Annotated in this window: 22 protein-coding genes; 14 read left to right on the forward strand and 8 right to left on the reverse strand. The window is 66.2% G+C overall.

Translation table 11 applies throughout. From position 1 onward, the window contains the following. The first annotated feature begins 250 nt into the window (after positions 1–250). From J7U37_RS04665 to J7U37_RS04675, 3 genes are all read left to right on the forward strand, one after another. Positions 251–1,411 (forward strand): trypsin-like peptidase domain-containing protein, encoded by a 1,161-nt coding sequence (locus tag J7U37_RS04665; RefSeq protein ID WP_247634965.1) that lies wholly within the window; start codon positions 251–253, stop codon positions 1,409–1,411. An 84-nt stretch (positions 1,412–1,495) separates the two neighbouring features. Then, positions 1,496–1,732, forward strand: coding sequence for a hypothetical protein (locus J7U37_RS04670; RefSeq protein WP_247634966.1), 237 nt, complete (start codon positions 1,496–1,498; stop codon positions 1,730–1,732). Beyond that, positions 1,729–2,406, forward strand: coding sequence for a DnaJ domain-containing protein (locus J7U37_RS04675; protein ID WP_247634967.1), 678 nt, complete (start codon positions 1,729–1,731; stop codon positions 2,404–2,406). Before J7U37_RS04670 ends, J7U37_RS04675 begins: the two co-directional genes overlap by 4 nt. Before the next feature lie 130 nt (positions 2,407–2,536). On the opposite strand, the gene J7U37_RS04680 is transcribed toward J7U37_RS04675, so the two are convergent. Then, entirely contained in the window at positions 2,537–4,027 is a 1,491-nt protein-coding gene (locus J7U37_RS04680) for a D-alanyl-D-alanine carboxypeptidase (protein WP_247634968.1), read from the reverse strand. A 302-nt stretch (positions 4,028–4,329) separates the two neighbouring features. Between J7U37_RS04680 and J7U37_RS04685 the strand changes: the two genes are divergently transcribed. From J7U37_RS04685 to J7U37_RS04700, 4 genes are all read left to right on the forward strand, one after another. Next, on the forward strand, positions 4,330–4,767 hold the full coding sequence (locus J7U37_RS04685) for a phasin family protein (RefSeq protein ID WP_247634969.1): 438 nt from the start codon (positions 4,330–4,332) through the stop codon (positions 4,765–4,767). Positions 4,768–5,077: 310 nt separating this feature from the next. Next, on the forward strand, positions 5,078–5,506 hold the full coding sequence (clpS, locus tag J7U37_RS04690) for an ATP-dependent Clp protease adapter ClpS (RefSeq protein WP_244476771.1): 429 nt from the start codon (positions 5,078–5,080) through the stop codon (positions 5,504–5,506). Between the two features lie 23 nt (positions 5,507–5,529). Next, positions 5,530–8,004, forward strand: a complete 2,475-nt coding sequence (clpA, locus tag J7U37_RS04695; protein ID WP_056189116.1) for an ATP-dependent Clp protease ATP-binding subunit ClpA — start codon at positions 5,530–5,532, stop codon at positions 8,002–8,004. A gap of 198 nt (positions 8,005–8,202) precedes the next feature. Next, the gene (locus tag J7U37_RS04700) at positions 8,203–8,466 is read left to right on the forward strand and encodes a hypothetical protein (RefSeq protein WP_247634970.1); all 264 of its coding nucleotides are present in this window, start codon (positions 8,203–8,205) and stop codon (positions 8,464–8,466) included. Between the two features lie 3 nt (positions 8,467–8,469). Here J7U37_RS04700 and egtD read toward each other — a convergent pair whose 3' ends face one another. Together egtD and egtB are read right to left on the reverse strand one after the other, a co-directional pair. Further along, entirely contained in the window at positions 8,470–9,438 is a 969-nt protein-coding gene (gene egtD / locus J7U37_RS04705) for an L-histidine N(alpha)-methyltransferase (protein WP_247634984.1), read from the reverse strand. 44 nt (positions 9,439–9,482) lie between these two features. Continuing rightward, a complete protein-coding gene (gene egtB, locus J7U37_RS04710) occupies positions 9,483–10,784 on the reverse strand; it encodes an ergothioneine biosynthesis protein EgtB (RefSeq protein ID WP_247634971.1) in 1,302 nt (433 codons plus the stop codon). A 203-nt stretch (positions 10,785–10,987) separates the two neighbouring features. On the opposite strand from egtB, the gene murI reads away from it, so the two are divergent. The 3 genes from murI to rpsD all read left to right on the forward strand — a co-directional run bounded on the left by murI (position 10,988) and on the right by rpsD (position 13,250). After that, positions 10,988–11,863, forward strand: coding sequence for a glutamate racemase (gene murI, locus J7U37_RS04715; RefSeq protein ID WP_247634972.1), 876 nt, complete (start codon positions 10,988–10,990; stop codon positions 11,861–11,863). Positions 11,864–11,959: 96 nt separating this feature from the next. Continuing rightward, positions 11,960–12,436, forward strand: a complete 477-nt coding sequence (locus J7U37_RS04720; RefSeq protein ID WP_247634973.1) for a DUF3291 domain-containing protein — start codon at positions 11,960–11,962, stop codon at positions 12,434–12,436. 196 nt (positions 12,437–12,632) lie between these two features. Further along, positions 12,633–13,250 (forward strand): 30S ribosomal protein S4, encoded by a 618-nt coding sequence (gene rpsD, locus J7U37_RS04725; RefSeq protein WP_056189104.1) that lies wholly within the window; start codon positions 12,633–12,635, stop codon positions 13,248–13,250. A 100-nt stretch (positions 13,251–13,350) separates the two neighbouring features. Here the strand turns inward: rpsD and J7U37_RS04730 are convergent, their stop codons facing one another. Then, positions 13,351–13,632 carry a hypothetical protein gene (locus tag J7U37_RS04730; RefSeq protein WP_247634974.1) on the reverse strand — a complete coding sequence of 94 codons (282 nt, stop codon included), beginning with the start codon at positions 13,630–13,632 and terminating at the stop codon, positions 13,351–13,353. Positions 13,633–13,739: 107 nt separating this feature from the next. Then, positions 13,740–14,507 (reverse strand): cold shock domain-containing protein, encoded by a 768-nt coding sequence (locus tag J7U37_RS25090; protein ID WP_282103625.1) that lies wholly within the window; start codon positions 14,505–14,507, stop codon positions 13,740–13,742. Positions 14,508–14,887: 380 nt separating this feature from the next. Between J7U37_RS25090 and J7U37_RS04745 the strand changes: the two genes are divergently transcribed. The 4 genes from J7U37_RS04745 to J7U37_RS04760 all read left to right on the forward strand — a co-directional run bounded on the left by J7U37_RS04745 (position 14,888) and on the right by J7U37_RS04760 (position 18,921). Beyond that, the gene (locus tag J7U37_RS04745; protein WP_056189093.1) at positions 14,888–15,358 is read left to right on the forward strand and encodes a response regulator; all 471 of its coding nucleotides are present in this window, start codon (positions 14,888–14,890) and stop codon (positions 15,356–15,358) included. 157 nt (positions 15,359–15,515) lie between these two features. Next, positions 15,516–16,646, forward strand: coding sequence for a Ppx/GppA phosphatase family protein (locus J7U37_RS04750; protein WP_056189090.1), 1,131 nt, complete (start codon positions 15,516–15,518; stop codon positions 16,644–16,646). After that, entirely contained in the window at positions 16,643–17,359 is a 717-nt protein-coding gene (locus tag J7U37_RS04755; RefSeq protein ID WP_056189087.1) for an RlmE family RNA methyltransferase, read from the forward strand. Before J7U37_RS04750 ends, J7U37_RS04755 begins: the two co-directional genes overlap by 4 nt. 266 nt (positions 17,360–17,625) lie before the next feature. After that, positions 17,626–18,921, forward strand: a complete 1,296-nt coding sequence (locus J7U37_RS04760; protein WP_247634975.1) for an alpha-hydroxy acid oxidase — start codon at positions 17,626–17,628, stop codon at positions 18,919–18,921. 55 nt (positions 18,922–18,976) lie between these two features. Here J7U37_RS04760 and J7U37_RS04765 read toward each other — a convergent pair whose 3' ends face one another. The 3 genes from J7U37_RS04765 to J7U37_RS04775 all read right to left on the reverse strand — a co-directional run bounded on the left by J7U37_RS04765 (position 18,977) and on the right by J7U37_RS04775 (position 22,650). After that, positions 18,977–19,402 carry a DUF779 domain-containing protein gene (locus tag J7U37_RS04765; protein ID WP_247634976.1) on the reverse strand — a complete coding sequence of 142 codons (426 nt, stop codon included), beginning with the start codon at positions 19,400–19,402 and terminating at the stop codon, positions 18,977–18,979. Between the two features lie 124 nt (positions 19,403–19,526). Next, complete coding sequence (adh, locus tag J7U37_RS04770) at positions 19,527–21,047, reverse strand: aldehyde dehydrogenase (protein WP_056479344.1); 1,521 nt, start codon at positions 21,045–21,047, stop codon at positions 19,527–19,529. Positions 21,048–21,246: 199 nt separating this feature from the next. Beyond that, positions 21,247–22,650, reverse strand: a complete 1,404-nt coding sequence (locus J7U37_RS04775) for a serine hydrolase (protein ID WP_247634977.1) — start codon at positions 22,648–22,650, stop codon at positions 21,247–21,249. Between the last annotated feature and the right edge of the window lie 249 nt (positions 22,651–22,899).

Raw genomic sequence — 22,899 nt, forward strand, 5'->3', positions numbered from 1 at the left:
CCCTCATACGATGCGCTTGCGCGGTGCAATTAGCGCAGAATATGGCCGCTTTTGGACGCCTTCTCGTTCGGTTTGTCACCAAGCCTGACAATGTCGGGCCGATGTTTATCTTTGGCAGCCGCCAGAATCGGTGTGCTGTCACACCCACGCCGGCGGTGGTACCGCATCAGTTGAAGGGCGATGCGTCACTGACCAGTTAATGGAAATGACGTGCGACGCGATTTTCGCCGCATGGTGAAGAGGATGACACATGCGCGATCGGTCTTCGCCGCAGCCTCCGGCGGATCGTTTCCTGCGATGGGTCGCCGGTGCGGCGATCGTCCTGCTCACACTCTTCGTCGCGCAACCCTACCTGACCGGTCTCGCGTTCTCCGAGCGGACGTCCCGCGCCATTACCGCCCGGGGCGACCTCGCGCCGGCCGAGGCGACGACGGTCGAGTTGTTCGCCCGGGCGAGTCCGTCCGTGGTTCACGTCTTCGTTCAGGCTGCTGCTCAAGGCCGAGCCCTGATGGGCGTCGACGCGGAGGATGGCGACCAGAACAACGGCGCGCAGACCGGCACCGGCTTCGTCTGGGACGCGGCCGGACATATCGTCACCAACAATCACGTGGTTGCAGCGGCTGCGCAGGGCGGCAGCTCCGTCGCCGTCCGCCTCTCCTCCGGCGCGGTGGTGTCGGCAAGTTTGGTCGGTGCGGCACCGAGCTATGATCTTGCCGTGCTCCGCCTCGGCCGCACGACCGCCGCACCGCAACCCCTGGCGATCGGCACTTCGGCCGACCTGAAGGTCGGACAGGCGGCTTATGCCATCGGCAATCCCTTCGGTCTGGATCATACGCTGACCACGGGCGTGATCAGTGCACTCCAGCGGCGTCTACCCACGAGCGCGGGCCGCGAATTGTCGGGCGTGATCCAGACCGATGCCGCGATCAATCCCGGAAATTCGGGTGGTCCGCTTCTCGATTCCGCCGGGCGCCTCATCGGCGTGAACACGGCAATCTTTTCGCCGTCAGGAGCCAGCGCGGGCATCGGCTTTGCAATCCCCGTCGATGTGGTGAACCGGGTCGTTCCCGAACTCATCCGAAATGGCCGGACCCGCAATCCCGGCATCGGGATTATCGCCGGTCAGGAGGCCACGGCAGCGCGTCTCGGCATCGATGGCGTCGTCGTTCTGCGCGTCCTGCGCGGATCGCCGGCCGCGGCGGCCGGCCTGCGCGGTGTCGATCCCCAGACCGGCGACATCGGCGACATCATCGTCGGCGCCGGCAAACAACCCGTGCATCGCCTCGCCGATCTCACCGCCGCGATGGAGGCGGCCGGCCTGGGTGCGCCGATCGAACTGACCGTCGAGCGCGACGGGCGCACACGCCGTGTCCGTGTCACGACGTCCGACGTTGCGGAAAGCCGTCTTTGACTCTCGACCTCTCGTCAGGTGGGGCGCCGACCGGTAAAGCGGCTCGGCGATCAGCGAAAGCGACTCATGGTCTGTCACCGTCCCGTGCCCATTCTCCTGCTCTGGTTCGCCGGCATGGTCGCCGCCGATGCCGGAGAGCAGATGCCGCCCCGTCTTTGCCCGGAGAACGCGCAGGAAGGCGTGCGGCTGCCCTCGCGGCTTGGGTGCGGTAGCGAACGCGCGCCGGACCGATCGGCTCGGGATCAGGGCTTTCGTGACATCGACGGGGTGAAACTTCGGGTCGGCGGGCGGATCACTGCTGAGTACGGCGTCAGCCGGTGACGTTCATCGCCGGCATCGTCGCGCTCATGATCCTGTGGTGGTTCGCATCCCATGCGCGCCGGCGGTATCCGGCGCTGAGCACGCGCCTGCTGAGGCAGGCGAGTGGCTATCTTGCCCTCGCGGCGGCGGGGCTTTTCCTGGTCCGCGGCCGGCTCGAGTTCGCGCTCCTGCTGGGCGCGGGTGGGGCCTGGCTGCTGGAGGGTTCCACCGGATTGAGAACCCGTCTGAATGGCATCGCTTCCCGGTTCGATCCGAGACAATTCGGCGGCGGCAGCATCCGGTTCGATCAAAGCGGCGACGGGATCGCGCTGATTGGTCCTTATGCGGGGCAACCCCTGTCGGCGATCCCCGTGCCCGGTCTTCTCGCCCTGTTCGGACGCGATGCCGTCACCACCCGCCGACTAGAGGCGTATCTCGACCGCCGGCATCCCGGCTGGCGTGTAGACGCTCAGGGAGATGCCGACACGGGGCCGCGCCGTGCGGCGTACCCAGGGGCGATGACGGAGCAGGAGGCCTATGAGATCCTGGGGCTTGAGCGCGGGGCGTCCCTGGAGCAGGTCCGCACGGCTCATCGGACGTTGATGAAGCGGCTGCACCCCGACCAGGGGGGAACGGCCGAGCAGGCGGCGCGCGTCAACGCGGCCCGTGACAGGCTTAACAACCGACATCGCTGATACTCCACGCGCGTTGCCAGACAGGGAATGTCGAACGTACCGCCGACCGGTGGAACGAACCGGGCATGCGTATCCTGTGCCGGACGCGCGATGAGGCGTCCGGGCCGATCGAAGGTCGCCGACGGAGACCTTAGCTACGGGTGGCGAAGCAACTGAAACCGCTGCGCTTCAGCGCGTTGCAGGCGTCCTGGGCAGTATCCTGCTCGGCAAAGCCGGAGAACCGGGCCCGGAACAGAGTCGCGCCGCCATGCTCGACCTTCACCGTGTAGGGCGAGGCCTTGGAGAGCGTCCCACCGGCACGGCTGCGAGCCTCGGCGAGCATCGACTTCGCCTTGTCCTCGTCATCCATGGCGCCGAGCTGGATCACCCAGGCGGTTGGCGTGATCTTCGCGCCGGCCACCGGCTTCGGCGCCTCGGCGCGCGGACCATCGATGGAGGCGAGGCGGGCATCGCTCTTGCCGCCCGACGGGAATGCCGCAGGACCGCTCGTGGCCGCATAGGCCTGCGCAGAATTCGGAAGGGCACCGGACCGCCACTTCGCACCGGCGCTTCCGGGGGTCGTAGTGGCGCTCCGGTTGGGTGTGATGTCGAGCGGCTGGCCGGCACGGAGCGTCGACGCGGTGGTCTCGACATCCTCCTCGTCGTCCGCCGAAGCAACCTGCGTCCGCGTCCGCGAAGCGCCGTCCGCCACCACGGCCGGGCGCGCGCGCTCGGCGACCTCGATGGTCGAGGGCGTCTGTCGCGAACCCGCATAGGCGCGCGGCAAGGATTGGCGCACGAGGTCGGCCATGATGCGATCACGGCTGGCGCCCGACTTGCCACCCAGCACGATCGCCACGATCTGGCGATCGTCCAGCTTGGCCGCCGTCATCAGGTTGAAGCCGGAATCGCGCGTGTAGCCGGTCTTGATTCCGTCCACCCCCTGCACGTTGCCGAGGAGGCGGTTGTGGTTGCCGATGACCCGGCCGCGAAAGGCGAAGGAGCGGGTCTGGAAGTACTTGTAATAGCGCGGGAAGCGGTCCTGGATCGCCCGCGCCAGGATCGTGAGGTCACGGGCCGTGGTGATCTGGTCGGCGTCCGGCAGACCTGAGGCGTTGGCGTAGTGGGTCCGGCTCATGCCGAGCGCCTTGGCCTTCTGCGTCATCATCTCGGCAAAGCGCGCTTCCGAGCCGGCAATATTCTCGCCGATGGCGCAGGCGACGTCGTTGGCCGACTTGGTCACGATCGCCTTGATCGCCTCCTCGACCTCGATGGTCGAGCCCGGGCGCAGACCGAGCTTCGAAGGAGCCTGCGAGGCCGCGAAGGACGAGATCGTCAAAGGCGACTCGAGGGTGTAGCGGCCACGCTCAAGCTGTTCGAACAGCATGTAGAGCGTCATGACCTTGGTGATCGAGGCCGGGTGACGCAGCGAGTCTTCGTTGATCGCATGCAACGTCTTGCCGGTCTTCACGTCCACCACCATGGCGGCGTAGGGCGGGTTGTAGCCACCTCCGCCGCCACCGCGGTGATGGTGACCGCGACGGGCCTCCGCCGGAGAGGCGAGGGCGGCCAGAACGGCGGCCGCCGCGATCGCGGCCGGCAGGGCAGGCACCCGGCCGACGCGGGGAGTATGGCTACGCATCACGACTCACTGCCTCGACATGCACAGCCCGCAGGCCGGCTTGCACCGCAACATCTCGGCGGAGCGGGCGGTCGGTCCGCCCAAACCCCGCAACATCTGTCAATCAGGCTAGGTGGACGCAGTTACGGCCCGGTTAATGCCTGGACGTCAATTCGCCGGGAAAACATCCCGTGTTGCATCGCAATATAAATCTTGACGTTCGATGGTGCATCGCACACATCAGGTCACAGGCCGCTCGCAGTCGACCGGGCCTCCACCCGAGACGTCAGGGACTGGCCTGAAAAAGCCGAGAGGATCGCCAGATGACCCAAATGTTCGACAAAGCTTCCACGATGAGCAAGACGGGCCTGTCCGACGCGCTGAGAAGCGTGTCCCTGGTGGCCAAGACCAACCAGACGGCCGGGATCGAGATGGTGGACTTTGCCAAGGACTCCTACGCAGCCAGTTCGGAAGCCATCAAGAAGCTGGCCGGCGCGCGTACGATGCAGTCCGCGCTCGAGATCCAGACCGCGTATCTGAAGGCCTCTTACGAGCGGCTTCAGGCGCAAGCGAACACGATGACGGAACTCTACCGAGGGCTGGCGAAGGAAATCGGCGCGCCCCTCCAGGACAAGACCGGGTTCGGCGTGCCGGCCTTCTTCGATCCCAAAACTTTCTTCGATCCGAAAGCCTTCCTAGATCCGAAAAATTTTCCGAAACTTCCGGGCTTTCCGGGCGCGCCCAAGACGCTGGCCGCCTGAGCGCAGACCCGGCGGGGGGCATCGACCTCCCTTCGCGAGACCCGGAACACCCCCCTTCGACCCTGCGCGAGTCTTCGCGTGGGGTCGTTTGCGTTCGAGCGCCGCGCGGCGGCGTTGCGGCGGACAGAACCGCTGTCCGGGCCCCACCGATGCCTTGCCGAAAGCGGTATCGGACAAGTGCGCGCATCCGACTGGCGAAGCGGCCGATCGCTCTATAGATTACTCCCGATGCGAGCGCGCCTCGCCGGCGTGACCCGCGGACCAGCAGCCTACGAGCAGCATGCCGCACTATGGGGTCGATGCGATTCAGATGACCGACGTCCTGATACGGGGCAGCGAATCCTCACGCGCGAACGGCCCCGACACCCCTACGCAGCTTCGCCGTGTCGCCGAAGTGCGCGCGGTCGACGAACCCCACGAGCCTGGTGGTACCGATGACGGGCGGTCCGGAACCGCCATCATCACCCGAACGAAGCCTAAGACGAAGCGACCGAGCCTTTATAGGGTTCTTTTGCTGAACGACGACTACACGCCGCAAGAATTCGTCGTGCATGTCGTCGAGAAATTCTTCAACAAGTCGCAGGAAGCCGCCTTTCAAATCATGATGCACGTACACCACAACGGTGTCGGCGAGTGCGGGATCTTCACCTACGAAGTTGCGGAGACCAAGGTGACGCAGGTCATGGACTTCGCCCGCAAACACCAACATCCTCTCCAGTGCGTTATGGAAAAGAAATAGGCACCCCACACAGAGGCCACGCTTTGCCCAGCTTCTCTCGCAGCCTAGAACAAGCTCTCCACCGCGCCTTGGCGCTCGCCGGTGAGCGCCGGCACGAATACGCGACGCTGGAGCATCTCCTGCTCGCCCTCGTCGACGATCAGGACGCGGCCGCCGTCATGCGCGCCTGCAACGTCGAGGTCGACACCCTCAAGCGCAGCCTGGTCGAATACGTCGACACCGAATTGGCGAACCTGATCGGGGACGGCCGGCAGGATGCCAAACCGACAGCGGGGTTCCAGCGCGTGATCCAGCGCGCGGTGATCCACGTGCAATCCTCCGGGCGCGAGGAGGTCACCGGTGCGAATGTGCTGGTGGCGATCTTCGCCGAGCGCGAGAGCCACGCCGCCTATTTCCTGCAGGAGCAGGACATGACGCGCTACGATGCCGTCAATTACATCAGCCACGGCATTGCCAAGCGGCCGGGAGCCTCCGAGTCGAAGCCTGTGCGCGGAGCCGACGAGGAAGCGGCCTCGGAGCGTCCCAGCGGTGATGAGGGCGAGGGTCGCGCGAAGAAGAAGGGCGATGCCCTCGAGGCCTATTGCGTCAACCTCAACAAGAAGGCTCGTGACGGTCGCATCGATCCGCTGATCGGGCGCGAGAGCGAGGTGCAGCGCACCATCCAGATCCTCTGCCGCCGGCAGAAAAACAACCCTCTGTTGGTGGGCGAGCCAGGCGTCGGCAAGACCGCCATCGCCGAGGGTCTGGCCCGCAAGATCATCAACAAGGAGGTGCCCGAAGTCCTTATCGAGGCCACGGTGTTCTCCCTCGACATGGGCACCCTGCTGGCCGGTACCCGCTATCGCGGTGACTTCGAGGAGCGCCTCAAGCAGGTGATGAAGGAGATCGAGGCGCATCCGAACGCGGTGCTCTTCATCGACGAGATCCACACCGTCATCGGCGCCGGTGCGACCTCGGGCGGCGCGATGGATGCCTCGAACCTCTTGAAGCCCGCCCTGGCGAACGGCTCGCTCCGCTGCATCGGTTCGACCACCTACAAGGAGTACCGCCAGTACTTCGAGAAGGATCGCGCCCTGGTCCGCCGCTTCCAGAAGATCGACGTCAACGAACCGTCGATCCCGGATGCGATCGAAATCGTGAAGGGCCTGAAGCCGTACTTCGAGGAATTCCACAAGCTCAAGTACACCACCGAGGCCGTGAAGGCGGCGGTGGAACTCTCGGCCCGGTACATCAACGACCGCAAGCTGCCCGATAAGGCGATCGACGTCATCGACGAGACCGGCGCATCGCAGATGCTGGTCCCGGAGGCACGCCGCAAGCGCACCATCGGCGTTAAGGAGATCGAGGCGACCATCGCCACGATGGCCCGCATCCCGCCCAAGACCGTGTCGAAGGATGACGCGGTGGTTCTCAAGAACCTGACCGAGAACCTCAAGCGCGTGGTCTATGGCCAGCCCAACGCCATCGATGCGCTCACATCCGCGATCAAGTTGGCTCGCGCCGGCTTGCGCGACCCGGACAAGCCGATCGGTTCGTACCTGTTCGCGGGTCCGACCGGCGTCGGTAAGACCGAAGCCGCCAAGCAGCTCGCGGCGTCCCTCGGTGTCGAGATGCTTCGCTTCGACATGTCCGAGTACATGGAGCGCCACACGGTCAGTCGCCTTATCGGCGCGCCTCCCGGTTACGTCGGCTTCGACCAGGGCGGCCTACTGACCGACGGCATCGATCAGCATCCGCATTGCGTCCTGCTGCTCGACGAGATCGAGAAGGCGCATCCGGACCTGTTCAACATCCTGTTGCAGGTCATGGATCACGGCAAGCTGACCGATCACAACGGCAAGCAGGTCGATTTCCGGAACGTCATCATCATCATGACGACGAATGCGGGCGCGTCCGACCTGGCCAAGTCCGCCTACGGCTTCACGCAGGCGAAGCGCACGGGCGACGACGTCGAGGCCATCAACAAGCTGTTCGCACCGGAATTCCGCAACAGGCTCGATGCGATCATCTCGTTTGGGCATCTGCCAAAGGAAGTCGTGGCGAAGGTGGTGGACAAGTTCGTCCTCCAGCTCGAGGCGCAGCTGGCCGATCGCAATGTCACCATCGAGCTTTCGGACGAGGCGCGCGAGTGGCTGACCGAGAACGGCTACGACGATGCCATGGGCGCCCGGCCCATGGCCCGGCTGATCCAGTCGACCATCAAGACTCCGCTGGCCGACGAGGTTCTGTTCGGACGGCTCAAGGATGGAGGCGCGGTCCGGGTCGTGGTCCGCAAGCCGGAAGGCGAGGGCAAGGAGGCACTCGGTTTCGAATTCCCTGCCGGCCCGGTGACGCCGAAGCCCGAGAAGGATGTCACCAACGCCGCCAAGAAGCACAAGCGGACTCGGGCCAAGGCGTCGACGCGCAAGCCGACCGACAAGCGCGATGACAAGGGTGGGTCCGGTGGCGGCGGCTCGGGCGTTCGTACCGTCCCGAAAGTGCCGTTGGTCAAGGCCTGATCGCGTAACCAGCCGGTCTCTCCGTTCGTCGGAGGGGCCGGTTTAATGGTCCTGAACGTTGAGAAAACCAGACCCGCCGGTCGACATGAGATCGCCGGGTGGTTAGCAAGCGCGGGAACGGAGAGCGGGCGCTGCAACGACAGATGGGCCGGAAACGCCTCCCTATCGCTGAGAACGATTGAGGAGGGCGCCCCCCGGATGAGTGACTTACAAGAAGGTCCCCTCACGCCGATTTCGCAGACCCACCAGCCCGTGCCGAAGCTGACGGCCCGCGAACAGCGTAGGCTGCGTCGCAAGCGCCGGCGTCAGGGCGAGGAAATCCTGGGCTGGATCCTCGTTCCTGTCATCGTCGTCGGGATCTACTGGGGTGTGACGGCCGGACTCGACGTTCTCGGTACCTCGCCGGGCCAACTGTGGGATCAGCTGATGCAGGTCAAGGCCATGCTGGAGAAACGCAGCTGACGCCTACGGCCGCTTCAGAGCGTGAATCGAAAACAGGGCGGCCGGGTCGGTCCAGACAGACCCCGCCTCCCAGCCGGCCTCATAAGCCAAGGCACGGAAGCGATCGATCGTATACTTGTAGCTGTTCTCGGTATGGATGGTTTCGCCTTCCGCGAAAGAGATGCGCCGATCGGCGATCTGGATCGTCTGCGCTGTCCGGCTGACCAGATGCATCTCGATGCGAGAGGCGTCCGCATTGAAGAAGGCACGGTGCGTGAAGGCATCGCGGTCGATATCGGCACCGAGCTCTTGTTTCATGCGGACAAGAAGATTGCGGTTGAAGGCCGCCGTTACTCCCGCCGCGTCGTCATAGGCCGCTTCGAGGACCGCCCTGTCCTTCACGAGATCGACCCCGATGATCAACGTGGCGCCGGAGCCCAGAACCTGTCCGAAGTGTTCGAGCAGACGGGCTGCTTGGGGCGGCTCGAAATTACCGATGGTCGAGCCGGGAAAGAAGCCGGCCACAGGTCCCTCCGCGAGTCCCGACGGCAGGGAGAAGGCCCGGGTGAAGTCGGCGGCGACGGGGGTGATCGCGAGATGGGGGAAATCCTGCGCCAAGGCCTCGGCCTCGCTGCGCAGGAAGCTTTCCGAAACGTCGACCGGAACGTATCCGGCAAGGTCCGGCCGATGCACCAAGAGGCGCCGTACCTTGACGGTCGAGCCGCTGCCGAATTCTACGAGCGTCGCCCGCTCCGGAAGGGCCGCGGCAATCGCCGAACCCTGCGCGTCGAGGATGCCGAGTTCGGTTCGCGTCGGATAATATTCAGGCTGGCGGGTGATCGCCTCGAACAAGTCCGAACCGGCAGCATCGTAGAAGTACTTCGCCGAGAGGAACTTCTGGGGTGCCGACAGGCCGGTGAGGACATCGTCGAGGAATTGCCGTTCGGCGTCGAGGGCCGTGATCGGCGTCGCATCCGTGAAGACGGGATTGATGGTCAAGGGATCTCTCCGGATACGCGACGGGTCGAGGGGAGCAGTCAGATGCGGGTGTCGGACAGGCGCAGGCCCGTGAATTGCCAGCGCTGATGCGGGTAGAAGAAATTTCGGTATTCAACGCGCGCATGGCCTTGCGCCGTGGCGACCGATGAGCCGCGTAGCACGAACTGGTTCGACATGAACTTGCCGTTGTATTCGCCGAGCGCTCCGTCGACCGGGCGATAGCCCGGATAGGCGGTGTAGGCGCTGCGGGTCCATTGCCAGACGAGGCCGAAGGCGTCCGAAAGTTTGTCCTCGCGGGCAGCGACCTCCCACTCGAACTCGGTCGGCAGATCCCGTCCGGCCCATCGGGCATAAGCGTCAGCCTCGAAGTAGCTGATATGGGTCACCGGGAGAGCTGGGTCGATCGGCTGGATGCCGGCCAGGGTCATGCTTGCCCACGCTTCGCGGCCACTGATCTCTTCGGCCTCCGAGACGCCGTCACGGCGCCAGTAACCCGGCGCCTCCCAGCCCTCAGCCTGGGCGGCGATCCAGCCATCCGAAAGCCAGAGTTCGGGGCGCGTGTAGCCACCATCGGCCATGAAGGCGAGCCATTGTGCGTTCGTCACGAGGGCTCGGTCGATGGTACCGCCCTGGATCAGAACCTCGTGGCGCGGCGATTCGTTGTCGAACGAGAAGCCCTCACCCGTATGCCCGATCGGGACGATGCCGCGCGCGAGATCCGAACGCCCCTCTGCGCCAACCGGTCGGGGGAAGCGCCACCCGGCGTCATAGGCTGGTCCGAGGGGGTTCTGCGCAAAGGCATGCAGGATGTCGGTGATCAGCAACTCCTGGTGCTGTTGCTCATGGTACAGCCCGATCTCCAGAACCGGCAGGATCGCATCCAAGGCGCTGGCGGAAGCTTGGCTCAGAAGAGCGTCCACGGCCCGATCCACATGCGCCCGGTAGCCCGCCACGTCGTCTGCGGTCGGCCGCGTGATCAGCCCGCGCAGAATGCGGGGCTGACGGGGGCCGGCGGCGACGTAGTAGGAATTGAAGAGGTAATGCAGCCGCTCATCATAGATGGCGTAGCCCGGCAGATGCTCGCGCAGCAGGAACTGTTCGAAGAACCACGTCGTATGGGCTCGGTGCCATTTCGTCGGGCTCGCATCGGCCATCGACTGGACCTGCTGGTCCTCGGGAGAGAGCGGGCCGGCTCGCCGCTCTGTCTCGTCGCGGACATGATGAAAAGCGGCGATCCAGGCCGAGCGATCGACAGGCTTGGCATTTCGAGACGGAGGCGGGAAGACCGCCCGGTCCGTCGCCACGTCCTGGATCTCGCGAAACGCTGCCGTCGCTGCCATGACGAACATCCTCTCTGACACTATCGTCAGGTGAGATATGTCCGATGGTGGATTCGGCAATCTCCGCAAAGCTGGGCCGTTCGTCGCGGCAACGGTCCCGCACCCTACGGAACGCGTCGCCTTTTTCAGGCCATGGTGACATCCCCTTAACCGTCGCTGGCCGACACTTCGCCGTTGAAGCGAGACAGTCGGACCGAACTCGGATGCGGATCGATCTCATGGCTGGAGCGACCACCAGCGCGGTGGCCCGGAACGTGGTCCCGACGCCCACCATCCTGGTGTTCGATTCCGGGCTCGGCGGCTTGTCCGTGCTGGATCAGGTTCGGCGGGCACGGCCCGATGCCAGCTATGTGTATGCGGCCGACGATGCAGCCTTTCCCTATGGGCGCCTCGCGGAGTCCGTCCTGGTCGACCGGGTGCTCGCCGTGATGGAACGTTTGGTTGCCGTGCACCGCCCAGACCTCGTGGTGGTCGCGTGCAACACCGCATCCACCCTGGTTCTGCCGGCCCTGCGCCAGCATTTCACCACACCGTTCGTCGGCGTCGTGCCGCCGATCAAACCGGCGGCGGAGGCAACGCGCTCGCGTGTCGTCACCCTTCTGGCGACGCCTGGTACGGTGGCGCGGGCCTACACGCATGATCTCGTCGAGACCTACGCGTCCACCTGCGCGGTGACCCTGGTGGGTGCTCCGAACCTCGCGGGCTATGCCGAGGCCGAACTGGCCGGACGGCCCATCGACGATTTAGAGCTCGCCCGCGAGATCGCTCCCTGCTTCGTGACCCTGGAGGATGGCCGGCGCACCGATGTGGTCTGCCTTGCCTGTACGCACTACCCCCTGCTGCTCACACGCTTCCAGGTCCTCGCACCATGGCCGGTGACGTGGATCGATCCCGCACCGGCCATCGCCCGCCGCGTGACCCAGTTGCTCGGACCGGTGGATCACACCGCCCCCGCGGCTGCCCCCATGCTGGGTGCCTTCACGGCTGGAGGGGGCCTGACCCAACCGCTTCGACATTCGCTGATGCTGCGCGGCATCGGCTCCATCGCCGTCGAGCCGATGCCGCTCGGACGCCAATAGCAGGACGAAGCCACGCTCGTCGGCGAACGCGCGCTGTGGGCGCAATCGGGCGTCTCCTCCATCGCTCTCGGCCGAATGAGGGTGACCGGTAACATCATGACCTTCATCAGTGTCACCCGCCTGCGCCTCCGCGCGATCAGATTTCTGCCGGGATTTGCCGTGCACGCGATCCGGACTCGCAATCAGGTTCGCCAAGCCACCGGATTCGAGGCCGGTGCCCTGCTACAGGATCACGACTGGACCTTCTGGACCATGACGGCCTGGACGGATGAGGCGAGCATGCGCCGGTACGTGATGGGGGGTGCCCATCGCAGCGCGATGCCCAGCCTGGTCCGCTGGTGCGATGAGGCCTCGGTGGTCCATTGGACCCAAGCGGACACTGTCCTGACCTCCGGGAGCAACCTCCCGCCTTGGGAGGACGCGGACCGCCGCATGCGTGCGGATGGCCACCCCTCGAACGTCAGGCACCCAAGTCCGCGGCATCTGACGATGACGTACCGGCCCCCGCGCCTCACCCGCTCCGGTCCGATCCGTGCCGCCACGGCCGGTAGCGAAGAGCCGGCTCGGCATTGACCTTGCCGCGCTCCTGCTCTAACGAAGCGCCGGTGACGGGGCTCCGACGAGGGGCCCCGAAGCCTTTTCGTACACACTCGTTCTAACGCACCCGTGGGCGGCAATGTCCGCTCTGTCGTTCCGTCATCGGCCCTGTGCCACGGCGGAAAGAGGAGGGCGCGTTCCTCGATAGATCTCCATTGCGAGAGGAACCGCGATGTCAAAACGCATTCAGGCGAAGCACAAGCTCGATCGCCGCATGGGCCAGAACATCTGGGGCCGCCCGAAGAGCCCCGTCAATCGCCGCGAGTACGGCCCCGGCCAGCATGGTCAGCGCCGCAAGGGCAAGATGTCCGACTTCGGCACGCAGCTGCGCGCCAAGCAGAAGCTCAAGGGCTACTACGCCAACATCACCGAGAAGCAGTTCCGCCGCTACTACGCCGAGGCGATCCGCCTGCGTGGCGATTCCGGCGAGAACCTGATCGGCCTGCTCGAGCGCCGCCTCGACGCCGTGGTCTACCGTGCGAAGTTCGTACCGACCCCGTTCGCGGCGCGCCAGTTCGTCAACCACGGCCACGTCAAGGTCAACGGCCAGCGCGTCAACATCGCCAGCTACCTGGTGAAGCCGGGCGACCTGATCGAGGTCAAGGATTCGTCGAAGCAGCTCGAGATCGTCGTCGTGGCGGCGCAGCTTCCCGAGCGCGACGTGCCGGACTACATCGAGGTGGATCACTCCAAGATGACCGCCCGCGTGACCCGCGTGCCGAACCTCGGCGAAGTTCCCTACCCGGTCCAGATGGAACCGAACCTCGTCATCGAGTTCTATTCGCGCTGATCCCAGCGGATCGCGCCGAACACCGGAAGGGCCGCCCCCACAAGGGCGGCCCTTTCTCGTTGACACGGTCCGCGCGTGGAACGCTCACCGATAGCGACGATCAGCGGGGGAGGGGGTTCGCCGAACCCGGCTGCGGTGTGCGGTTCCGTGCCTGAAGCGCTCGGGATGCCTCCATCGCACTCGGTGGCAAGCCATTCCCTGCCGTCGCACCCGCGACCTCGCTCGCGGCATCCGGCCTAGCGCCCCGTGCGTCGCGCTCCCCCGCCCCGAACGCATAGCCCGCGTTCACGCCGGCGTAGAATCCGGTGAAATCCTCCGCCGCGGCCGAGCCGGCGGTGATCAAGGCAACCAGGGTAACCGTCGACATCACGGCGATCCGCATCCGTTCGTCCTCAGCCTGCCGTATCCCCAACGCGAAACGGCGGCCCGATGGGCCGCCGCTTCAGTCAAGCTCTCAAAGGTGGCCGCAACGCGACCCCGGGACGACGATCAATCGTCGACGTTGATGCTCTGGGCCTCGCGGCCTTTCTGGCCCTCGACGACACCGAGGACGACCTGCTGGCCTTCGGCGAGCGAGTCGAGGCCGGCCCGCGAGAGCGCGGAGCGATGCACGAACACGTCCTTGCCGCCATCGTTGACGGAGACGAAGCCGAAGCCCTTGGCCGGATCGTACCACTTCACCGTGCCGGTCATCTCGGTCGACGGGCCGCTGGCGAAGCGGCCACCGCCACGATCGCCGCCGCCGGCGCGATCGCCGTAGCCACCACCGCCGCCGCCGCCGTAACTGCCACCACCGCCGAAGCGGTCGCCGCCGCCGAACCCGCCGGTGCGGGGCGGACGCGCGTCGCGCATGGGCGCAGCCTCAGCCGTCGAGGTATCCACGCTGGTGACGTCGGTCACCTGCGGACCCTTCTGGCCCTGGGCGGTGTGAACCGTCAGGCGCGTGCCGGGCAGGAGATCGGCATGACCGGCAGCTTCGACGGCGCGGATGTGGAGGAAGGCATCGCCCGAACCGTCAGCCAGCTCGACGAAACCGAAGCCCTTCTCCTTGTTGAACCACTTGACCGTCGCATCGCGCTCCGGCCCCGAGGGAGCTGCGGCAGCCCTGGCCGGGCCACGGTCGAAACCGCCGCCACCGCCGAAACCACCACCGTAGCCACCGCCGCTCGGAGGAGCCTGATCCGGCCAACGCGGCTCGGCTCCACCCTCATCGAAGCCGCGCTTCTGCGGCCCCCGAAAATCACGACCACGTCCCATAGAAAGCTCGCAAAAACCGTCCGCCGACCATCAGTTTCGATAACCGCGTGCGCGCCATCCCAGACAGCCCACGCTCCGCACTATCATTACTCCCAGCAGCGGTGACCAAGAATAACGCCTTAGTCCTGACTGAAAGCTGCCTTGATCGCAAGATGCTTCTGCCCCGGTTCGTCAGGGTTCCGTAACTTTCCTGCGGCAAAATGCGTAGCTTTTTAGCGCACCCGCGAGCTGCGGGCGCCAATGCCTCGCGTTTGGGCAATTCTCAGACGCCCGCGCGATCGTTGCAATTTATCGTCGCGCGTTAGCAAAGCGCAAAGGCCGGTCCGGCTAAGCTGTTGCCGGAGCACGCCTGCGCCAGCCGACCGGTCCGACCCTCACACATGATCGCCACACCGAGCTTCCCGGATCTCTCGGCCCTCGTCGTCGACGAAAGCCTCTACATCCGTCGCATCGTGCGCGACATGCTCATGCGCGTCGGGATCAAGCGCGTGCTCGAGGCGCCGGACGGAGCCGAGGCCCTCGGCGTCCTGGCCGAAAGCAAGCCCGACCTGACCATCATCGACTGGGATCTGGCGATTCTCTCGGGGGAGGAGTTCATCCGCCTCGCCCGGACGCCGACGACCTCTCCGTCGCCGACCGTGCCGATCATTCTCATGCTCGCCCAGCCACGCCGGAACGTGGTGGATCGGGCGATCTCGCTGGGGGTCAACGAGATCATCGCGAAGCCGTTCTCGCCGAAGACGCTCTGGTCGCGCCTCGATGAAGTCATCAACCGCCCGCGTCCGTTCTCGCAGGTGAAGAGCCTGCTGCGCCCCGTCCCGCGCATGGCGGCGGCCGGCAAACTCGGTTAGATTTCCCTTCGCTCCGTTCGGGCCGCCGGAATCATCCGCCATCCACGCGCCTTTGTTATCGAGGCTTTGCAGTTTGTCGGGGAGACCTGTAGCGTCCTTGCGGAATGTTGGTCCGGCTCTCCGCCTGGGGCCATGATCGAGGATTTCGGCTCGGCCGATGAGGGAAGAGAGCGCCGCGACCCTGCCGGCCCGCCCGAATGGCGGGAAGAAGCCGTCGCCGGCACCGCTCGCGCGTGTCGAGGCTCCCCGTGTGGAGTCGGCCCGCGTCGAAGCACAGGGTCCGGCCGGTCGCCCGCAGCGCCGCAACGCCTACGCGGCCCTTGATCTCGGCACCAACAATTGCCGCCTGCTGGTCGCCGAGCCGGCCTCGCACGGCTTTCGCGTCATCGATGCGTTCTCGCGCATCGTGCGCCTTGGCGAGGGGCTCGGCAGCTCCGACAGGCTGAGCGAGCCGGCGATCGAGCGGACTCTCGAGGCGCTTCGCGTCTGCCGCGCCAAGATGCAAGCGCGCGGCGTGCTGCGCGCCAAGATCATCGCCACAGAAGCCTGTCGCCTCGCAGTCAACGGCGCCGAATTCGTCGAGCGCGTGCGCAGTGAAGTCGGGCTCGACCTGGAGATCGTCGACCGTCAGACCGAGGCCTATCTGGCGGTGACGGGCTGTGCGGCCCTGGCCGACCCCTATTCGGAGTCGGTCGTTATCTTCGATATCGGCGGCGGCTCGACGGAGATCGCCTGGCTCGACGGGGCAGCCACCAACCCCTCTGCCGACCCCACCCTGCGCATCCGCGCCTGGGATTCGCTTCCCGTCGGGGTCGTGACGCTGGCCGAGCGGCACGGTGGCAGCGACGTCACCCGCCTGACCTTCGAGGGCATGGTCGAGGAGGTCGCAGACCTGCTCGCGCGATTCGCCATCCGGGCGGCGCCGGCGGCGAATGCGCGGCACTTCCACCTGCTCGGCACCTCCGGTACGGTGACCACGTTGGCAGCGATGCACCTGCGCCTCGCCCGCTACGAGCGTCGGCGCGTGGACGGCCTCTGGATGAGTGATGCGGAAGTCGGCGATGCCATCGACGATCTTCTCGACACCCGCCTCGACCAGCGCGCGGACAATCCCTGCATCGGTCGCGACCGGGCGGATCTCGTGCTGGCCGGCTGTGCCATCCTGGAGGCCATTCGCCGGGCCTTTCCGTCCGACCGCCTCCGGATCGCCGATCGCGGCCTGCGCGAGGGCTTGCTGATGAACATGATGCGTGAGGACGGCGTCTGGCGCCGTGGGAGCTACCGGTGAGTGACAGGCGTGGTGCCAGCGGGGGTTTGCGCGGCGAACTCAAGCAGCGGGTCAAGACGGGGCGGGGCCGCACGGCCTCGCAGAAGCGCTGGCTCGAGCGGCAGCTGAACGATCCCTACGTGGCTCGTGCCCGACGCGAAGGCTATCGCTCGCGTGCGGCCTTCAAGCTGATCGAAATCGATGAGCGCTTCAAGCTGCTCAAGCCCGGGCAGCGCATCGTCGATCTCGGCGCCGCGCCCGGTGGCTGGTCGCAGGTCGCGGCCAAGATCGTCGGGGATACCGGCCGGATCGTCGGCATCGATCTCTTGGAGATCGAGCCGATGGTCGGCGTCGAATTCATCACCCTCGACTTCCTGGCGCCGGAAGCGCCGGCGCTGCTGACCGACCTGCTCGGCGGCCGCGCCGATCTGGTGCTGTCGGACATGGCGGCCAACACCACCGGTCACAAACAGACCGACCACCTGCGGATCATCGGGCTTGCCGAAACGGCCGCCGAGTTCGCGCGCGAGATCCTCGCACCCGGCGGATCGTATCTCGCCAAGGTGTTTCAGGGCGGCACCGAGGGAACGCTGCTGGCCGACCTGAAGCGCGACTTCGCCACCGTGCGCCACGTCAAGCCGAATGCCAGCCGGGCCGATTCCAGCGAACTCTACGTCCTCGCCTCGGGGTATCGGGGCCCGACCGGCGAAACCGCTGATCGGGATGATGCCTGACGGCGCCGCGACCCGACCGGTCGAAGCTTGGCCACGATGCGTTTGATGCAATGCAGCACGAATGTGAGTGCAGACCTCTAGACTGCCGAGATCTACGCCTGCGGTCTTGCCGTCGGTTTATTATCATTCCAGAGACTACAGCTGCAAGATAACGTCGCAATCCCGGGCCGAGAGATTGACATATAACGCATAGAGCCTGTGTTGCGCATCGCAACAAGGATGGTGCAGGAGGGCATCTCCGCGAGATCGCTGTGTGAGCCCATTGAATGACCGAGACGTTTCAAATTCAGCCTGGTTCCGAGACTGAAAAACTGCTTCACCGCCGCAAGTTCTTGGAGTTCCTGTCTGCAAGTCCGGTCGTCGCGCCCGGTCTCGTCACGGCCCTGGCAGGCCTCTCGGCCCTCGGCACCGATGCCGCCATGGCCCAGAGCTACGATGTCTTGCGTCAGTCGCCGGGCAATGTCGGCGACATCATCGATTCCCCGACCCAAGCCCTCAACGTGTTCGACTTCGAGCCGGCCGCCAAGAAGGCGCTCCCGCCGGCGCATTACGGATACCTCGCCAGCGGCGTCGACGGCGACGAGACGCTCAAGGCAAATCGTGACGGCTTCGAGAGAATCCGCATCCGTGCCCGCCGGCTGGTCGATGTGCGCAAGATCGACACAACCGTAAAGATCTTCGACGAGACCTGGGCGAGCCCGATCGTGCTGGCCCCGGTCAGCAGCCAGGCCGCCTTCCATCCGGAGGCGGAATCCGCCGTGGCCCGCGGCGCCAAGGTCAAGGGTCACCAGATGATCCTGTCGACCGTGGGCAGCACGTCGATCGAGGACGTGATCAAGGAGCGCGGCGCGCCCGTCTGGTACATGCTTTACCCGACCGACGACTGGACCGTAACCGAGGCCCTGGTGAAGCGAGCCGAGAAGGCCGGTGCCCCCGCCATCGTCCTCACCGTGGATCGCCAGGGTGGCCGTAACACCGAGACGCTGTTCCGGGAGCGCCGCCTCGACACCCGCAACTGCTCGGATTGCCACACGCCCGGCTTCAAGAACGAAGTCAGCCGCAAGCCGATGTTCGACGGCATCGACGTGTCGAAGGTGACGAACCTCTACGGCACCGGCATGACCTGGGATTACGTCAAGCGCCTGCGCGGCATCGTGAAGGGCAAGCTGGTCCTCAAGGGCATCGTCACGCACGAGGATGCCAAGAAGGCCCTCGATTATGGCGTCGATGCCCTGATCGTATCGAATCACGGCGGACGCGCCGAGGAGAGCCTGGAGGCGACGATCGACGCGTTGCCGGAAGTGGTCAAGGCGGTGAACGGCAAGGTCCCGGTCCTGATCGACGGCGGCTTCCGCCGTGGCACCGACGTGATCAAGGCCCTGGCGCTGGGCGCCAACGCGGTCTGCATCGGCCGGCCCTACGTCTGGGGTCTGGCCGCCTTCGGAGAGCCGGGCGTCACCACCGTTCTGGCGATCATGCAGCGCGAGTTCGAGACGATCATGCGCCAGGTTGGAGCCACCAAGCTCTCCGAGATCACCCCCGTCAGCGTCAGCCGCGCCTGATCGGATGCCTTCCCGGACCGCTTTCGTCCGGGAAGGCGACGTTCGTCGATCGACCTTAAATCCGACAGGCGCCCGCTAAAGCCGTATTCTCGGCCTCGGTGAACAGCCGTGAGCGAATGAGGAAACGCTTGTCGCGTCCGTTCTCCAGGGAGAACATGCCGCCGCGCCCCGGCACCACATCAAGGATGAGGTGCGTGTGCTTCCAGACCGCGAACTGGGGCCGGCTGATCCAGAAATCCGCCCCCGCCACCGTGCCGAGATGGACGTCGCTGTCGCCGGTCAGGAAATCGCCCACCGGGTAGCACATCGGCGACGAGCCATCGCAGCACCCGCCCGATTGGTGGAACATCACCGGCCCATGGTCGGCCCGCAATTCCTCGATCAGCGCGACCGCCGCCGGTGTTGCGGTGACGCGCAGGGGCGTACCGTCCGCGCCGGCCTGGTCGGCGGAATTCGGATCGTGGGATGCGGTCGCGGTCATCGCGGGGTCTCCGTGAACAGGTCTGTCCGGACAGATAGGGCAGGGGACGAGCACGGGAACGAAAAAGCCCCGGCCGTTGCCGGCCGGGGCAAGTCTCATTCGGGTCCCGAACGGTTCGCCGGTCTCAGAAGAAGCCGAGCTTCTTGGCCGAGTAGCTGACCAGCATGTTCTTCGTCTGCTGGTAGTGGTCGAGCATCATCTTATGGTTCTCGCGGCCGATGCCGGACTGCTTGTAGCCGCCGAAGGCCGCGTGGGCCGGATAGGCGTGGTAGCAGTTCGTCCAGACGCGGCCGGCCTGGATGGCGCGGCCGAAGCGGTAGGCACGGGTTCCGTCACGGGTCCAGACGCCGGCGCCGAGGCCGTAGAGGGTATCGTTGGCGATCGAGAGCGCGTCGGCGTCGTCCTTGAAGGTCGTCACCGAGAGCACCGGGCCGAAGATCTCTTCCTGGAAGATCCGCATCTTGTTGTGGCCGCGGAACACCGTCGGCTTCATGTAGTAGCCTTCCGCGAACTCACCGTCCTTCACGTTGCGCTCGCCCCCGGTCAGGCACTCGGCTCCCTCCTGCCGGCCGATATCGACGTAGCTGAGGATCTTCTCCAATTGCTCGGACGAGGCCTGGGCGCCGATCATCGTGGCGGGGTCGAGGGGTGAGCCCTGCGTGATCGCCTCGACACGCTTGATCGCCCGCTCCATGAAGCGGTCGTAGATCGACTCGTGCACGAGCGCGCGGCTCGGGCAGGTGCAGACCTCGCCCTGGTTGAGGGCGAACATCGTGAATCCTTCGAGCGCCTTGTCGAAGAAGTCGTCATCCTCGTTGGCGACGTCCGAGAAAAAGATGTTCGGCGACTTGCCGCCGAGTTCCAGCGTCACCGGGATCAGGTTCTGGGAGGCGTACTGCATGATCAGCCGGCCCGTCGTCGTCTCGCCCGTGAAGGCGATCTTGGCGATACGTGGCGACGAGGCCAGCGGCTTGCCGCATTCGAGGCCGAAGCCGTTGACGATGTTGAGCACGCCCGGCGGCAGCAGATCGGCGATGAGCTCGGCCACCACGAGGATCGAGGCGGGCGTCTGCTCGGCCGGCTTCAGCACGACGCAGTTGCCGGCCGCGAGCGCCGGCGCCAGCTTCCACACCGCCATCAGGATGGGGAAGTTCCACGGGATGATCTGCCCGACGACGCCCAGCGGCTCGTGGAAGTGATAAGCGACGGTGTCGTGGTCGATCTCGGAGATCGAGCCTTCCTGCGCGCGGACGCAGCCGGCGAAGTAGCGGAAGTGGTCGATGGCCAGCGGGATGTCGGCGTGGGTCGTTTCGCGGATCGGCTTGCCGTTGTCCCAGGTCTCGGCCAGCGCGATGAGGTCGAGATTGTCCTCCATCCGGTCGGCGATCTTGTTCAGGATTCGGGCGCGCTCGCCCGGCGCGGTGCGGCCCCAGGCCTCCTTGGCGGCATGGGCGGCATCCAGCGCCTTGTCGACGTCGGCGGCATCCGAGCGGGCGACCTCGCAGATCACCCGGCCGGTGATCGGCGAGGTGTTCTCGAAGTAGCGGCCGGCGACGGGCGAGACCCACTGGCCGCCGATGAAGTTCTCGTACCGGGCCGAGAACGGGGACTTGGTGCCCTGATTCAGAAATTCCGGCTTGTTCATCGCGTATCCTCCTGGTTTGTTTTTATGAACCGCAGCCAAGGCCAGGCGGCGCGTCAAATCAAGATGGACTTTTGGCCAACAGATCGACCGCGCGGCGGAGCCCGCAGGCTGGAACGCACCCGTGTCCGGGATGGCGTCCCGGCCGGCATCCGGATGCTAGTCCGGTTTCGACGGGTTGGCGACCCGGAGGGTGGGTCGCTCAGGGTTGGATCGCCCGGGCGAGACGCCGCGTCGAGATCCGGCGGGCCGTGCGGGAATCGATGAGCGGCCCGGCCCGGGTTTGGCCCGGTGCGTCGAGCAGAAGGCCGGTCGCCCGCCCGTCGGGCTCAATGTCGAGGGCGATGCGGGTCCCGTCCCCGCCCACGAACACCCGGTCGCTCTCGGGAGCCAGAACCAGCCGGGGCAGATCGGTCCCCTGCGCCACCAGTCCGTCGCCCGCACGCGTCAGCCGGAGGATGGACCGCGGGCCGGTGCGATACGATCCGGCGTAGCGGTCGAGCACGTTCGGCGGCACCACGATCCCGGTCGCCTCGGATTGCTCCAGAACGAGCGCCCCGAGGCGTCGCGACAGCGTCTGGGCCGGTGTCGTCTCGGTGTTTCCGAGCACCACGATCGTCAGGCCGCGATCCGGATAGGTGTCCTTGATCGCCGAGAAGCCGTGCAGAAACCCGCCATGCGACCAGAGCCGCGCCCCATAGGCTTGCCCGAGATACAGGCCGAGCCCGTAGCCGTACCCCTCGTCCTTGACCAGCTCCGCCATCGCGGCGGGTCCGAGGACGCGGCCCCCGAGCAGAGCCCGATCCCACGCCACGAGGTCGTCGACCGTCGAGACCAGGCCCCCGGCGCCGAGCGCCGCTGCGGCCGTGACGGGCGTCGCGTTTCGCCACTGCCCGGCCACGCGATGATAGCCGACGGCCCGGCGAGGAACGATCCGTTCGGGATCGGCGTCGCCCGTCCGTGACAGTCCGGCGGGGCCGAGGACGAGGCCGTGCAGCGCCTCCGCGAACGATTCGCCGGTCAGGCGCTCGATCACGGCGCCGAGGAGGATGTATCCGGTGTTGCTGTATTCCTGTGCCGAGCCCGCCGGAAACAGCAGCGCCTCGCCGAACAGCCGGCCGACCACCTCCATTGGCTGGCGCGCCACGCGGGCGATCGTACTGTCGTAATCGGCGAGCGCCGTCACGTTGGGCAAGCCCGAGCGGTGATCGAGCAGCATCCGCACGGTGATCGGCGCCCAGCCCGCCGGCAGGCCCGGCATATGGCGGGAGACCGGATCGTCGAGGCCGATCTGCCCCGCCTCCTGCAGCTTCAGGATCGCCGCGGCCGTGAACTGCTTGCTCAGGGACGCGATGCGGAAACGGGTGTCGGGCGTGTTGGCGACGTCCCACTCGCGATTCGCGGCGCCGTACGCCTGCCGGAACAGCACGACACCGTCCCGGGCCACGATGACGGCGCCGGAGAACAAGCCCGCGCGCGCATACGGCCGCACCAGCGCGTCGGCCTCGTCCGCCAAGGAGCGGCGCGATCCGGCCAAAGCCGTCCGGATCGGGACGAGACCGGCCAGGAGCGCGAGCTGAACGATGCGGCGACGGGTCTCGGGCATGGGCTGGCGGCCTTACCTCTCGCATCGGGCCGATGAAATCGATGTCCGGCGACCCCATTCCACACCTTCCCGCCGGTAACGCGAAAAGGTCGAGGCACGCTTCGCGACGATTGTGGCGCGAGCGCGCCCATCCGTCCGCGAGGCTGGCATGCGGCTGCCCCGATGGCGCCGGCGCGCGGAAGGCACCAACAGCCGGGGCGAGCGTTCTGGCTCGATGACGATCGGGCCGGCCCGCCCATCCCCCCGGCC

Source organism: Methylobacterium sp. 37f (genome assembly GCF_023093475.1).
In the GTDB taxonomy this organism is placed as follows: Bacteria; Pseudomonadota; Alphaproteobacteria; order Rhizobiales; family Beijerinckiaceae; genus Methylobacterium.

Excerpts from the sequence above, each read along its gene's own strand:
- J7U37_RS04750 (WP_056189090.1), top strand. The coding sequence starts at position 15,516 with ATGAGGGAAGAGAGCGCCGCGACCCTGCCGGCCCGCCCGAATGGCGGG.
- clpS (WP_244476771.1), top strand. The coding sequence starts at position 5,078 with ATGACCGACGTCCTGATACGGGGCAGCGAATCCTCACGCGCGAACGGC.
- J7U37_RS04685 (WP_247634969.1), top strand. The coding sequence starts at position 4,330 with ATGACCCAAATGTTCGACAAAGCTTCCACGATGAGCAAGACGGGCCTG.
- egtB (WP_247634971.1), bottom strand. The coding sequence starts at position 10,784 with ATGGCAGCGACGGCAGCGTTTCGCGAGATCCAGGACGTGGCGACGGAC.
- J7U37_RS04760 (WP_247634975.1), top strand. The coding sequence starts at position 17,626 with ATGACCGAGACGTTTCAAATTCAGCCTGGTTCCGAGACTGAAAAACTG.
- J7U37_RS04745 (WP_056189093.1), top strand. The coding sequence starts at position 14,888 with ATGATCGCCACACCGAGCTTCCCGGATCTCTCGGCCCTCGTCGTCGAC.
- J7U37_RS04730 (WP_247634974.1), bottom strand. The coding sequence starts at position 13,632 with ATGCGGATCGCCGTGATGTCGACGGTTACCCTGGTTGCCTTGATCACC.
- J7U37_RS04680 (WP_247634968.1), bottom strand. The coding sequence starts at position 4,027 with ATGCGTAGCCATACTCCCCGCGTCGGCCGGGTGCCTGCCCTGCCGGCC.
- J7U37_RS04700 (WP_247634970.1), top strand. The coding sequence starts at position 8,203 with ATGAGTGACTTACAAGAAGGTCCCCTCACGCCGATTTCGCAGACCCAC.
- murI (WP_247634972.1), top strand. The coding sequence starts at position 10,988 with ATGCGGATCGATCTCATGGCTGGAGCGACCACCAGCGCGGTGGCCCGG.
- rpsD (WP_056189104.1), top strand. The coding sequence starts at position 12,633 with ATGTCAAAACGCATTCAGGCGAAGCACAAGCTCGATCGCCGCATGGGC.
- J7U37_RS04720 (WP_247634973.1), top strand. The coding sequence starts at position 11,960 with ATGACCTTCATCAGTGTCACCCGCCTGCGCCTCCGCGCGATCAGATTT.
- J7U37_RS04665 (WP_247634965.1), top strand. The coding sequence starts at position 251 with ATGCGCGATCGGTCTTCGCCGCAGCCTCCGGCGGATCGTTTCCTGCGA.
- J7U37_RS04775 (WP_247634977.1), bottom strand. The coding sequence starts at position 22,650 with ATGCCCGAGACCCGTCGCCGCATCGTTCAGCTCGCGCTCCTGGCCGGT.
- adh (WP_056479344.1), bottom strand. The coding sequence starts at position 21,047 with ATGAACAAGCCGGAATTTCTGAATCAGGGCACCAAGTCCCCGTTCTCG.
- J7U37_RS04765 (WP_247634976.1), bottom strand. The coding sequence starts at position 19,402 with ATGACCGCGACCGCATCCCACGATCCGAATTCCGCCGACCAGGCCGGC.
- J7U37_RS25090 (WP_282103625.1), bottom strand. The coding sequence starts at position 14,507 with ATGGGACGTGGTCGTGATTTTCGGGGGCCGCAGAAGCGCGGCTTCGAT.